At 72.6% G+C, this 11,992-nt stretch carries 13 protein-coding genes and 1 pseudogene; 9 read left to right on the top strand and 5 right to left on the bottom strand.

Annotated features, from left to right (window positions below):
- The 3 genes from panD to CF165_RS07510 all read left to right on the top strand — a co-directional run bounded on the left by panD (position 1) and on the right by CF165_RS07510 (position 1,745).
- A complete protein-coding gene (gene panD / locus CF165_RS07500; RefSeq protein ID WP_093946696.1) occupies positions 1–417 on the top strand; it encodes an aspartate 1-decarboxylase in 417 nt (138 codons plus the stop codon).
- 81 nt (positions 418–498) lie between these two features.
- Positions 499–1,524 carry an ABC transporter substrate-binding protein gene (locus CF165_RS07505; RefSeq protein ID WP_093946697.1) on the top strand — a complete coding sequence of 342 codons (1,026 nt, stop codon included), beginning with the start codon at positions 499–501 and terminating at the stop codon, positions 1,522–1,524.
- 11 nt (positions 1,525–1,535) lie between these two features.
- Positions 1,536–1,745, top strand: a complete 210-nt coding sequence (locus tag CF165_RS07510) for an MbtH family protein (RefSeq protein ID WP_093946698.1) — start codon at positions 1,536–1,538, stop codon at positions 1,743–1,745.
- Between the two features lie 308 nt (positions 1,746–2,053).
- Here the strand turns inward: CF165_RS07510 and CF165_RS07515 are convergent, their stop codons facing one another.
- From CF165_RS07515 to CF165_RS07525, 3 genes are read right to left on the bottom strand one after another with little or no spacing between them, the layout of a single operon-like run.
- Positions 2,054–3,823, bottom strand: a complete 1,770-nt coding sequence (locus CF165_RS07515; RefSeq protein ID WP_093946699.1) for an ABC transporter ATP-binding protein — start codon at positions 3,821–3,823, stop codon at positions 2,054–2,056.
- A complete protein-coding gene (locus tag CF165_RS07520) occupies positions 3,820–5,490 on the bottom strand; it encodes an ABC transporter ATP-binding protein (protein ID WP_093946700.1) in 1,671 nt (556 codons plus the stop codon). Before CF165_RS07520 ends, CF165_RS07515 begins: the two co-directional genes overlap by 4 nt.
- A 53-nt stretch (positions 5,491–5,543) precedes the next feature.
- The gene (locus CF165_RS07525; protein WP_167441386.1) at positions 5,544–6,395 is read right to left on the bottom strand and encodes a DMT family protein; all 852 of its coding nucleotides are present in this window, start codon (positions 6,393–6,395) and stop codon (positions 5,544–5,546) included.
- Positions 6,396–6,446: 51 nt separating this feature from the next.
- Between CF165_RS07525 and CF165_RS07530 the strand changes: the two genes are divergently transcribed.
- On the top strand, positions 6,447–6,959 hold the full coding sequence (locus tag CF165_RS07530) for a DinB family protein (RefSeq protein ID WP_167441387.1): 513 nt from the start codon (positions 6,447–6,449) through the stop codon (positions 6,957–6,959).
- Between the two features lie 284 nt (positions 6,960–7,243).
- On the opposite strand, the gene CF165_RS07535 is transcribed toward CF165_RS07530, so the two are convergent.
- Entirely contained in the window at positions 7,244–7,813 is a 570-nt protein-coding gene (locus CF165_RS07535; RefSeq protein WP_167441388.1) for a TetR/AcrR family transcriptional regulator, read from the bottom strand.
- Between the two features lie 67 nt (positions 7,814–7,880).
- Here CF165_RS07535 and CF165_RS07540 point away from each other — a divergent pair, with 67 nt between their 5' ends.
- A complete protein-coding gene (locus tag CF165_RS07540) occupies positions 7,881–8,855 on the top strand; it encodes a zinc-binding dehydrogenase (protein WP_093946702.1) in 975 nt (324 codons plus the stop codon).
- On the opposite strand, the gene CF165_RS07545 is transcribed toward CF165_RS07540, so the two are convergent.
- Positions 8,824–9,444, bottom strand: a complete 621-nt coding sequence (locus CF165_RS07545) for a dihydrofolate reductase family protein (RefSeq protein WP_093946703.1) — start codon at positions 9,442–9,444, stop codon at positions 8,824–8,826. The two genes, CF165_RS07540 and CF165_RS07545, sit on opposite strands and share 32 nt — an antisense overlap.
- Positions 9,445–9,541: 97 nt before the next feature.
- Here CF165_RS07545 and CF165_RS07550 point away from each other — a divergent pair, with 97 nt between their 5' ends.
- The 4 genes and pseudogenes from CF165_RS07550 to CF165_RS54050 all read left to right on the top strand — a co-directional run bounded on the left by CF165_RS07550 (position 9,542) and on the right by CF165_RS54050 (position 11,988).
- Complete coding sequence (locus CF165_RS07550) at positions 9,542–10,423, top strand: LysR family transcriptional regulator (RefSeq protein WP_093946704.1); 882 nt, start codon at positions 9,542–9,544, stop codon at positions 10,421–10,423.
- Between the two features lie 10 nt (positions 10,424–10,433).
- Complete coding sequence (locus CF165_RS07555; protein ID WP_093947150.1) at positions 10,434–11,144, top strand: MBL fold metallo-hydrolase; 711 nt, start codon at positions 10,434–10,436, stop codon at positions 11,142–11,144.
- 125 nt (positions 11,145–11,269) lie between these two features.
- A pseudogene (locus tag CF165_RS54045) lies at positions 11,270–11,527 on the top strand (ABC transporter permease); the annotation flags it as partial.
- A gap of 53 nt (positions 11,528–11,580) precedes the next feature.
- On the top strand, positions 11,581–11,988 hold the full coding sequence (locus tag CF165_RS54050) for an ABC transporter substrate-binding protein (RefSeq protein WP_167441383.1): 408 nt from the start codon (positions 11,581–11,583) through the stop codon (positions 11,986–11,988).
- Positions 11,989–11,992: the final 4 nt, after the last annotated feature.

The raw sequence follows: 11,992 nt of genomic DNA on the forward strand, positions 1-11,992 counted from the left end.
GTGCACCGCACCCTGATGAACGCCAAGATCCACCGCGCCACCGTCACCCAGGCCGACCTGCACTACGTCGGCTCGCTGACCATCGACGCCGAGCTGATGGCCGCCGCGGACATCGTCGAGGGGGAGCAGGTCCAGGTCGTCGACATCACCAACGGCGCCCGCCTGGAGACCTACGCGATCACCGGCGAGCCGGGTTCGGGGGTGATCGGCGTCAACGGCGCCGCCGCGCACCTGGTGCACCCCGGCGACCTGGTCATCATCATCACCTACGCCCAGGTCTCCGAGTCCGAACGCGCCGCTCACCGGCCGCGCGTGGTGCACGTGGACGGCGACAACCGCCAAGTCCACCTGGGCCACGACCCGGCCGAACCGGTGCCCGGCGCTTCGGCGCAGCTGTCGGGCCGAGGTGGGCGCTGACACAGAGCAGTGCCGGCGGTTGCTTTTGAGAGGCTGCCCTAAATAAGGTGTGCCTATCCTAAAGTTCGGCGAGAGGTTCTCATGTCCGTGTTTCAAGGCGCTGCCGGGCTCAGCCGGCGTGGATTCCTGATCGGGGCGGGCGGGCTCGCCGCCGCCGCGGCGCTCACCGCGTGCGGCGACGGCAAGTCCTCTTCGGGCGCCGCCGCCTCCGGCCCGTGGGAGTTCACCGACGACCGTGGCCAGAAGGCGGCGCGCGAGCAGCGTCCCGCCCGCGTGGTCGCCTACGTCAGCGCGGCCGCCGCGCTGTGGGACTACGGCGTCCGCCCGGCCGGCGTCTTCGGCCCGCAGAAGACGGCGTCCGGCGGCAAGGAGATCCAGGCCGGCAACATCGACCTCGGCGCCGTGACGTCGATCGGCAACGCGTGGGACGACTTCAGCATGGAGAAGTTCGCCGCGCTCAAGCCCGACCTGGTCGTCACCGGCCTGACCGGCACCAAGCCGACGGACATGTGGGTGCTGACCGACGACCTCGGCCCGAAGGTCCAGCAGATCGCGCCGATCGTCGCGCTCTCGGAGTACAAGGTCGCGTTGCCGAAGGTGATCGAGCGCTACTCGCAGCTGGCCGTCGCGCTCGGCGGCGACGCGAACTCCGACGTCATGAAGAAGGCGAAGGACGACTTCGACAAGGCGTCCGAGGACCTGCGCGCGGCGGCGAAGGAGAAGGCCGGGCTCAAGGTCCTGGTGCTGTACGGCGACAAGGACGGCCTGTACATCGCGAAGCCGGAGTACTTCGCCGACCTCGCGTACTACCGCGAACTGGGGCTGGACATCGTCTCCGGCGGCGGCACCGAGGACTACTGGGAGCAGCTGTCCTGGGAGCAGGCGGGCAAGTACCCGGCGGACCTGATCCTCACCGACACGCGGTCGTACGCGCTGCCGCGCGCGCAGATGACGCAGTTTCCGACGTGGAACCAGCTGCCCGCGGTCAAGGCGGGCCAGCTCGGCGACTGGTCCGCCGAGCCGCGCTTCAACCACCTGCTCGCCACGCCGGTCATCCAGAAGCTGACCGCGCTGGTGAAGGGTGCCCGCACGGACATCACCGCCTGAGGAGGCCCGCGATGACCAACCCGTTCGAAGACCCCGACGGCACGTACCTGGTCCTGGTCAACGCCGAGAACCAGCACAGCCTGTGGCCGGAGTTCGCCGACGTCCCGGCCGGCTGGACGGCCGCCTTCGGCCCGGCCCCCCGCCAGTCCTGCCTGGACCACGTCGAAGCCAACTGGACGGACATGCGCCCCAAGTCCCTGGCCGACACCATGGACGCCTGAATCCTTCCCTGCCGACACGCCGGGAGCCACGGCTCCCGGCGTGTCGTCGTCCCCCTCACGCGAACCGACCCTCCAGGTACGCGAGTCGACCCTCCAATCACGGATGATGCCCCTTTAATCACGCGAGATGCCCGCTCAATCACACGAGATCCGCCTTCAATCACGCGAGTACCGGGGACTGTTCCAAGATCGGAGTACCGGGCCTGATCACGCGAGTTCCGCGTACGGCAACGGTCGGCTCGCGTACCGGAATGGTCAGTTCGCGTGCTTGGACGGTCGACTCGCGTGATTGCCGGGACGACACGGGGTCAGGCGCGTTGGCCGGACCAGGCTTCCCACAGCTTCGCGTACTGGCCACCCGCGGCCACGAGGTCGTCGTGGGTTCCGGACTCCACCACGGCTCCCGCGTCGAGGACGACGATCCGGTCGGACGCCGCCGCCTGCGTCAAGCGGTGCGCCACCACCAGCGCTGTACGTCCTTCCAGTGCCGCCGCGGCCGCGGCCTCCAGCACCCGGGAGCCCGCGCTGCCCGCCTCGGCCGTGGCCTCGTCGAGGATCGCGATCGGCGGGTCGGCCAGCACCAGCCGGACCAGCGCGAGCTGCTGGGCCTGCGTCACCGTCAGCTGGTGGCCGCCTTCGCCGACGACCGTCGCGAGACCGTCCGGGAGGGACGAAGCCCAGGATAGCGCCCCCACCTTCGCCAGCGCGGCCCGCAGCTCGCCGTCGGACGCCGATGGGCGCGCCAGCCTCAGGTCGTCGGCCAAGGGACCCGCGAAGACGTGGACTTCCTGGCTGATCAGCGCGACCGTCCGGCGCGTGGCTTCCGGGCCCAGCTCGTCCAACGGGACGCCGCCGAGCGTGACCGATCCCGCGTCCGGGCGGTGGATCCCGGCGATCAGCTTCGCCAGCGTCGTCTTCCCGGCTCCGCTCGCCCCGACCAGCGCCACGCGCTCGCCGGGCGAGACGTCGAGGCCGACGTCCCGCAGCACCGGATGACCGTCCACATAGGAGTATCCGATCCCGGCGGTCTTCACGGACGCGTCGACCGGCCGCGCCGGTTGCGGAGGCGACGTCTCGGCGGGCAGGTCGGCGACGCCGATCAGCCGCGCCAGGCTCGCCGCGGCCGCCTGCGCGTCGTCGACCAGCGCCAGCGCGGTCATGATCGGCCCGAACAGGCTGTGGAAGTACAGCGCCGCGGCCGTCGCCACGCCGACCGTGACGGCGTTCGCGCCGACCAGCAGGAACCCGATCGCCAGCACCGCGGACAGCCCGACGAACTCGGCGAGGTTGAGCCGCGAGTAGAACCGCGTCACCAGCCGGATCCCGCGCAGTGCCAGCGAAACTGCCGTGTCGGAACTCTCCCGCACCCGCTCGAGGTGGGCGTCGGCCAGCCGGAACGCGCGGACCGTCTTCGCCCCGCCGATCGTGTCGAGCAGCTGCTGCTGTTGCGCCCCGACCGCCTCGCGCTGGCTCGCGTACAACGGCTTCGCGCGCGGCACGTACCACCGCACGGTCCACAGCTGGATCGGCACGGCGACCAGCGCGGCGAGCAGGAACCGCCAGTCGAGCACCGCCAGCGCGCCGAGCGTAAGGACGACGGTCAGCACCGACCGGCCCAGCTCCGGCAGGGCCTGCCGCACTGCTTCCGCGACGACCGAGACGTCGTTCGTCACGCGGGCGGTGAGGTCACCGGACCCCGCGCGTTCGAGCTGTTCGAGCGGCAGTCCGAGAGCGCGTTCGACGAAGCGTTCGCGCAGTTCGGCCAGGATCGTCTCGCCCAGGCGCGCCACCAGGGACACCCCCACGGCGGTCGCGACCGCCTGGGCGAGCGCGACGAGCACCAGGCCGACGACCGGCGTGACGAGGTCGGCCGCCGGACGGCGCGTCGCGACCAGGTCGACGACCCGGCCGAGCAGAGGCGCGGTGAGCAGGCCGATCGCGGTGGCCGCGACGAGCATCGTGAACGCGGCAGTGGCGCGGCCCTTCGAACGGCCTGTCAGCTCGCCGAGCACAGCGCGGATCCGGCGGCCGTCGGCCACAGGCAGTAGTTCTCGGGTGCGGCGGAGCTCACGGGTCACGACAGCACCGCCGCCCGGTAGTCGGCCCGGCCAGCCAGGTCGGCGTGGCTGCCTTCGCCGGTCACGCGCCCGTCGTCGAGCAGGACGACGCGGTCGGTCGCGGCGAGCAGCGCCGGGCTGGTGGTCACGAGGATCGTCGTGCGGCCGCGTCGCAGCTCCGCGAGGCCCGCGGCGATCCGGGCCTCGGTCACGGTGTCGACGGCGGTCGTCGGGTCGTGCAGCACCAGCACCGGCGCGTCGGCGGCGAGGGCCCGCGCGAGCGCGACCCGCTGACGCTGCCCGCCGGACAGTGACCGCCCGCGCTCGGTGACGGCGGTCGCGACGCCGCCGGGCAGCGCGCTCGCCACCTCGTCGACGGCGGCCGCGGCCATCGCCTCGGCGGCCCGCGGCCCTGCCGTCACGTTCTCGGCGACCGTCCCGGCGAACAGGTCCGCGTCGTGCGCGGCGACCAGGACGACTTCGCGGACCCGGCCGGGGTCCACAGTGGACAGGTCGACCGAGTCGACCGACACCGAGCCGCCGTCGGGGTCGGCGGCCCGGCCGAGGCAGTCCAGGAGGTCGGTCGCGGCGGCCGGGTCGGTGGCGACGACGCCGAGCAGCTCGCCCGGCCGGGCTTCGAAGCGGACGTCACGCAGGGCGCCCCGGCGCAGCGCAGAAAGCTTCACGTGCCCGGCCACCGGGGCCGGGAGCGTGGCGTCCCCGCCGTCGACTGCGAGGGGCGCGTTCAGGACGCCGGCGATGCGCGCCGCCGACGCCCGGCCCTGCGCGAGCTCGCCGTTGACCCACGTGAAGAGCGTGAACGGCGTGATCAGGTACTGCGCGAGCCCGACCGCGGCGACCAGGTCCCCGACGCTGATATCCCCCGCCGCGGCGAGGGTGCCGCCGACGAGCGCCACCACGGCGATGAAGATCCCGGTGAGTGCGAGCAAAGCGCCGTTGTGCCAGGCCTGGGCGCTGGCCGCGCGCAGCGTCGCCCGCAGCGAGTCCTGGCTGGTCCGGCGGTAGCGGTCGACGGCGGCGCGTTCGGCGCCGATGCCCTTGAGCACGCGCAGCCCGGCGACGAGGTCCGTGGCGACGCCGGAGGCGAACGCGGACCGCTCCTGCTCGGCCTCGCTGCGGCGTTCGAGGGGCTTGCCGACCAGGTGCGCCAGGTACAGCATCGGCGGGGTGCCGAGCAGGACGAGCAGGCCGAGCGGCAGCGACATGGTGAGCAGCGCGACGGCGCTGACGAGCAGCCCGGCCAGGCCCGCGACGGCGAACGGCAGCACGCCGTTGACCGTGCCGACCCGCTTGGCGTCCGACGTCCCGATGCTCACCAGTTCGCCCGCGAGGGTGCCGGACTCGGCGACGCCGCCGGGGTGGAGCACCCGGCGGCCCAAGGCGAGGCGCAGGTCGTGGGCGGCGCGTTCCGCGGCGCGTTCGCCGAAGCGGGCGCCCAGGCGGTAGCTGTTCGACAGCGCGGCGAAAAGGACGCCCAGCACCGCGAGCCAGAGCAGGAGCGTGCCTGCCGAGCCGTCGGCCACGGCCTGGTCGACAATCACGCCGATCACCACCGGGACCAGCGCTTCGCCACCCTGGTGACAGGCGGTCAGCAGCGCCGCGAGCGTCACCGGCCGCCGTTGCCCGGCGATCGAACGGCGGAGGACTTCCCGTCCCGTCGTGCCCACCCGCGCCTCCCTGTCCTGTGCTGGGATAGGTAAGGCTAGTCTAAGTTAATCGCTCACTGGGACACGGTCTCGGTTCGCGGCTCGGTGGCGGGTTCGCCGAACCGGGCCAGCGCGAGCGCGGCCGCCACGGCGAGGACGAACCCGGCGACGGCGACGAAGACGAACCCGGGCCGGGTGCGGTCGCCGAGCACCAGCACGCCGACCAGCGACGGGAACACCGTCTCGCCGAGCACCATCATCGCGGTCGAGGTCGTGACGCTCCCGCGTTGCAACGCCGTCGCGTAGAACAGCATCGCCATCCCTCCGGCCACCGCGACGGTGTAGGTCGCCGGGTCGGTGAGCAGGTCCAGCGGCGCGAGGCTGGGGATGATCCGGCCGGCGATCGCGACGACCCCGAAGCACAGCCCGGCGACGAGCCCGAGCGCCGGCGTCCGCACGCGGCGGTTCGCCTTTCCCGCGGCGATGCCGGCCGCGGCCAGCACGATGACGGCTCCGGCGAGAACGAGACGGAAGCCCAGCCCGACCGGATCGGACCCTTCGCTCTCGGCGGCCGCGCCGAGCAGCGCCAGCCCGGCGCACACGACGGCCACGGCCGCCCACTCCCGCCTGCCGAGCCGGATGCCGAGGAACCGGGCCGCGACGGCCGTCACGGCGAGGCTCGCGGCGAGCGCGGCCTGCACGACGAACAGCGGCAGTACGTGCAGCGCCACGATCTGGGCGACGAACCCGAGGACGTCCAGCGACAGCCCGAGCACGAACTTCCACTGGCCGAGCACGCGGACCAGCAGCTTCGGGTCGACGCCGTCGCCACCGGTGTCCGTCGCCCGCGCGGCGACCGACTGCATCACCGAAGCCACGCCGTACGCGCATGCCGCGCCCAAGGCGCAGAGCAGTCCCCACCACATGCCGATCACTCTATGGCGGATTTTGTCGGACCGGCGCGGTAGGTTCTGCTCATGTCGAACACGAGTTCGAAGACGCACCGCCGGTGGCCGGGCCGCCTGGCCTCCGACGAGCTGCGCCTGCAGCTGGATTTCCTGCAGTTCCTGCGGGCCACGGCGGTGAACAAGGTCGCCGGGCTGCCGGCGGAACTCGCGGTGGCGGCGCCGTTGCCGTCGTCGCCGCGGATGAGCGCGCTGGGGGTGGTGAAGCATCTCACCGCGGTCGAGCGGTGGTGGCTGTGCATCGAGGCGGGCGGGGCGGACCTGCCGTCGCTGTGGGCCGGCACCCCGGACCCGAGCTGGGACCTGACCCCGGACGACACCCCGGCATCGGTGGCGGCGGCCTACCGGGCGGAGTGGGCGCGAGCGGAGAAGGCCCTGCGCGGACTGGGCCCGGACGACCGCACCCGGCGGCGCGCGGAGTTCACGGTCCGCTGGGTGGTGGCGCACGTGGTCCAGGAGACCGCGCGGCACGTGGGTCACCTGGACGTGCTGCGCGAGCTGGCCGACGGGGAGGTGGGCGAATGACGGAGGGGTGAGGTCGGCCTGGGTGGCTTTCGGTGGGGTCAGCCGGCCGGGGTGTCCTGTGGTGGACCGGCTCGGCGGTCGGTGGTTCGCGGGGGTCCGGTGTCCCGTGGTGTAGGGGTTCGGCCGGGGGTGGTTTCCGGGGGTCGGGTGTCTTGTGGTGGACCGGCTCGGCGGTCGGTGGTTCGCTCGGAGCAGGAGTCCAGTGGTGGACGGGCTCGGTCGTCGGCGGTTCGCGAGACGTAAGGCGTTCCGCGGCGGCGCGCTGGTTCCACCGGCGGGCCGGCTCAGGCTCGCAGCCCCCGGATCGCGAGGGCGGCGAAGCGCCGGGAGGCGGCGACCCGGGCCTCCGAAGAGGCGCCCTGGATGCCGCCGTTCGCCATGAGGACGAGGATCACGTCGTCCAGCGCCACGTCCGGGCGCAGGTGACCGGCTTCCCTCGCGCGGCGGGTCAGCTCCGCGATCGACTTCACCGTGCGTTCGCGGTCCGCCGCGAAATCCAGCGCGTGCGGGAACTCCGCCGTGAACGCCGCGGTGAACCCCCGGTCGCGGGCGTGCAGCTCGCACAACCGCTCGACCATGGCGGTGAAGCCGCGCCACGGGTCGGGGTCGGCCAGTTCTTCCTCCGCGATCTCGTAGCACGCGCGCATCTTGGCGGCGAACGCCTCGGTGGCCAGTGCCTCCTTGGTCGGGAAGTGGCGGTACAGGGTCGCCGGGCCGACGTCGGCGCGCCGGGCGATCTCCCGCATCGGCACCGTCAGGCCGTCGGCGGCGAACACGGCCCGCGCCGCATCGAGGATGCGTTCGCGGTTGTCCCGGGCGTCGGAGCGCAGGAGGTGAGACAAACCCTCGGTCACTTCCTCAGTTTAGCCAACCGGACGGGGGCGTCCGTTAGCGTCGGCCGTCGACGAACGGAGGAGAACAGTGAAAGCAGTCGCAGTGCAGGAGTTCGGTGGTCCCGGCGGACTGGCGGTCGTCGACCTGCCGGTCCCGAGCCCGGCCGGCGGGCAGGTGCTCGTCACGACCGAAGCGATCGGTGTCGGCGGCGTCGACGTCCTGATCCGGAGCGGGGCGCTCGCCGCCTACGGCTTCCAGGACGGTCACGTCCTCGGCGGCGAGATCGCCGGCACGGTGGCCGAGGTGGGCGAGGGCGTCGACCCGTCCTGGATCGGAAAGCGCGTCTGGGCGTTCGCCGGCTTGGGCGGCGGCTACGCCGAGATGGCGGTCGTCCCGGCCGCGACGCTCGTCCCGCTGCCGGAGGCGGTGTCGCCCGTCGACGCGGTGACGCTCGGCAGCTCGGGGATGGTCGCCCACTTCGGCCTGCGCCACGCCCGGTTCGCCCCCGGCGAGTCGGTGCTGGTGCGCGGCGCGGCCGGCGGCATCGGGATCATGGCGGTCCAGCTCGCGGCCCGCGGCGGGGCGGGAACGATCGCGGTGACGACGTCGTCGGCCGAACGCGGCGAGCGCCTGCGCGAGCTGGGCGCGACGCACGTGCTCGGCCGCGACGGCGGGGGAGCCGGGGGCTTCGACGTCATCCTCGACGTCGTGGCCGGCCCGGACCTCCCGTCGTTCTTCACCAGGCTCAACCCGAACGGGCGGCTGGTGGCCGTCGGCGTGGTCGCCGGCGAGCCGCCCGCGGACTTCGGGAAGGAGCTGTTCGCGGCGTTCCGGAAGTCGATGTCCTTCGCGACCTTTAGCGCCGACACCGTGTCCCAGGCCGACCGCACCGCCGTGACCGCCGACCTCTTCACCAGCGGCCTGCGGGCGGTCGTGCACGAGGTGCTGCCGCTGGAGCAGGCCGCCCTGGCGCACCGCAAGCTCGACACCGGCGAGGTGTTCGGCCGGATCGTGCTCACCACGCGGAGTTTCAGCGGAGCACGCGATACCTCAGGTGCGTGACCGAGGCCGCCGCGCGTGACTCCAGCTGCTCCAGGTTCAGCGGCGGGACCCCGTCGAACAGCCGGACGCCGGCGCCGAGCGTGAACGGCGCGATGTGCAGCCGCAGTTCGTCGATCAGGCCGGCGGCGAGGTACTGGTTGACGGTGGTCGCGCCGCCGTGGACGGAGATGTCGCCGTCCCCGGCTGCGTCGCGTGCGCGTTTCATCGCGGCTTCGATCCCGTCGGTCACGAAGTGGAACGTCGTGCCGCCGTCCATCGGCTGCGGGTCACGCGGGTGGTGGGTGAGCACGAAGACCGGGGCGTGGTAGGGCGGATTGTCGCCCCACCAGCCCTTCCACTGCCGATCCCACTCGCCACGCACCGGGCCGAACATGTTGCGCCCCAAGATGAACGCCTTGGCCGTCAGCATCCGGTCGAACTCGGCCGGGTGCTCCGCGGGACCTTCGGCGAACCAGGCGTGCAGCTTGTCACCCCAGCCGTCGCCGCCGTCCTCGCCGAACGGGCGCTCTTCGGTCTGGTCGTGCCCGGCCGCGTACCCGTCGATCGTGATGGTGAGGTCGCAGGTCACCCTGCCCGTCCGTGTGGTCATCGCCGTGCCCTCCTCGTGGTTGTGCGATCAGGATGGCCCGGATCCGACATGACGTCCAATGTCAATTCGTGTGCCGAATCATTGATACTCTCGATGAATGCTCAGCCTGGTCCAGCTCAAGGTCCTGGCCGCGGTGGCCCGGCACGGGTCCGTGACCGAGGCGGCCCGCGAGCTCCACTATTCGCAGCCGTCGGTGAGCCATCACCTGGCCCGCCTGGAAACGGCCACCGGCGCCAAGCTCCTGCAGCGCACCGGCCGGGGCATCCGCTTGACACCGGAAGGGCGCCTCTTGGCCGGCCGCGCGGCCGAGATCGTGGGCCGCGTGGACGCGGCGGCGGGCGAGCTGGCCGCGCAGGTCGGCCTCCGGGCCGGGCGGGTCCGGCTGGCCGCCAACGCCTCCGCGCTGATCACGCTGGTGCCGGAGGCCGCGGGCGCACTGGCCCGGGACCACCCGGGACTGGAGCTGAGCCTGTTCGACCGCCACCCGGTGGAAGCGCTGGACCTGCTGCGCCGCGGCGAGGTCGACGTCGCCCTCGTCTTCCAGCACGCCGGCGCGCCGCTCGAGGACGAGGGATTCCGCTTCCGGCACCTCGCCGACGACCCGATCCACCTCATCAGCAGGCACCCCGGCGACCGCCTGGCGAACCACCGGGACTCCGCCTGGATCGGCGGCTGCGACCGGTGCCGGGCGGAGCTGACCGCCGTGTGCGGCGCTGCGGGCTTCACCCCGCGCATCGCCTCGCACAGCGACGACATGGTGGTGGTGCAGTCCCTGGTCGCCGCCGGCCTCGGCGTCGCCACCCTGCCCGGGCTCGCGCTGGCCGCCCACCGCCGTCCCGGTGTCCACGCCACCGAACTCCCCGGCGTCCACCGCCGGATCCACGCCGCCACCTACGGCGACCCGCCGGACCCGCCGGCGGTCACCGCGGTGCTGGCCGCCCTCACCCAGGTCGCCGCGCCGGCGCGGACCGGCCCGTAGGGTGTCCGGCATGACTGATCGGCTCTACTTCCGGCAGCTGCTCGCGGGCCGGGACTTCGCCGTCGGGGATCCCGTCGCGACGCAGATGGTGAACTTCGCCTACCTGATCGGCGACCGCGAGACCGGGGACGCCGTGATCGTCGACCCGGCGTACGCGGTGCGGGACCTGCTGGACGTCCTGGCGGACGACGGCATGCGGCTGACCGGGGTGCTCGCTACCCACCACCACCCCGACCACGTCGGCGGCGAGATGCTCGGCTTCTCGCTGCCCGGCATCGCCGAGCTCCTCGCGATCGAGCAGGTGCCGATCCACGTCAACGGCGCCGAGACGGAGTGGGTCCGCCGGGTCACCGGGGTGTCCGGTACCGACCTGCGAGCCCACGACCACGACGACGTCCTCGAGGTCGGGGCGATCCCGATCCGGCTGCTGCACACGCCCGGGCACACGCCGGGCAGCCAGTGCTTCCTGGTCGAGGGCAAGCTCGTCTCGGGCGACACGCTGTTCCTCGAAGGCTGCGGCCGCACCGACTTCCCCGGCGGTGACGCCGACGAGATCTACCGCAGCCTGCAGGCGCTCGCCGGCCTGCCCGGCGACCCCGTCGTCTACCCCGGGCACCAGTACTCGGCCGAACCGTCGGCCGCGCTCTCGGAGGTCAAGCGCACCAACTTCGTCTACCGGCCGCGCTCGCCCGCCGAATGGAAGGTCATGTTCGGCGGCTGAGCCAAGTGCGTTCCACGGGGTGAAACGCCGCCTGTTCACGGAGTGGGCGCGGATTGACTTCCCCTCCCGGGGGCCCGAAGGTCGGGACCACGCAATCCCGAACGTCCCTCCCCGGGGAGAAATCCGTGTCGATTTCCACCACGGGCGTGCTGCCACGCGCCCGGAACCGCGACGAGTCGTCGCGCAAAGCCATGTGGCGGCCCGATCTCCGGCGCTGGGTCAGCCCGGTGGTGCTCGTCGCCGCCTGGCAGGCCGCCAGTGCCACCGGCGTCCTGCCGCCCGACAAGCTCAGTTCACCGTGGACAGTCGTGCAGGCCGGCGTCGAAGTCGCCCGCAGCGGCGAACTCGGTGACGCGTTCGCGGTGTCGCTCGGCCGCGTCGGCAACACCCCGCCGATCTCGCGGCCGCGGCCAAGGCGAAGATCAAGGTGGTCAGCGTGTCGCGCAGCAATGTCGAACGGGAAGCCGTCCTCGTCCCGCCGGACTCGCCGCTGCGCGATGTGGCCTCGCTGAAGGGGAAGACGATCGGCGTGGCCAAGGGCAGCTCGGCGTACGGGCAGCTGCTGAACACGCTGCACAACAACGGGTTGTCCACAAAGGACGTCAAGCTGAGCTTCCTGCAGCCGTCGGAGGCGTACGCCGCGTTCACCCAGCACGGGCTGAAGCTCGAAGTCGCGCGAAGGCCGTCGAGGCGGGCCGCGACCGGCCGATCGTGCTGGACGACTCGGTCGTGGCGTCCGAACAGCAGCTCGCGGACGCCTTCACCGACGAGAAGACTTTGCCGGGCAAGGTGGACTTCGCCGCGTACGTCGACCGGCGGTTCGCCGCGGACCTGGATCAGGTGAGGAG

The organism is Amycolatopsis vastitatis, from assembly GCF_002234595.1.
Lineage (GTDB): Bacteria > Actinomycetota > Actinomycetes > Mycobacteriales > Pseudonocardiaceae > Amycolatopsis > Amycolatopsis vastitatis.

Coding starts and splice junctions, on each gene's coding strand:
- CF165_RS07550 (WP_093946704.1), top strand. CDS start 9,542: ATGCTCAGCCTGGTCCAGCTCAAGGTCCTGGCCGCGGTGGCCCGGCAC.
- CF165_RS07525 (WP_167441386.1), bottom strand. CDS start 6,395: ATGTGGTGGGGACTGCTCTGCGCCTTGGGCGCGGCATGCGCGTACGGC.
- CF165_RS07545 (WP_093946703.1), bottom strand. CDS start 9,444: ATGACCACACGGACGGGCAGGGTGACCTGCGACCTCACCATCACGATC.
- CF165_RS07530 (WP_167441387.1), top strand. CDS start 6,447: ATGTCGAACACGAGTTCGAAGACGCACCGCCGGTGGCCGGGCCGCCTG.
- CF165_RS07555 (WP_093947150.1), top strand. CDS start 10,434: ATGACTGATCGGCTCTACTTCCGGCAGCTGCTCGCGGGCCGGGACTTC.
- CF165_RS07505 (WP_093946697.1), top strand. CDS start 499: ATGTCCGTGTTTCAAGGCGCTGCCGGGCTCAGCCGGCGTGGATTCCTG.
- CF165_RS07510 (WP_093946698.1), top strand. CDS start 1,536: ATGACCAACCCGTTCGAAGACCCCGACGGCACGTACCTGGTCCTGGTC.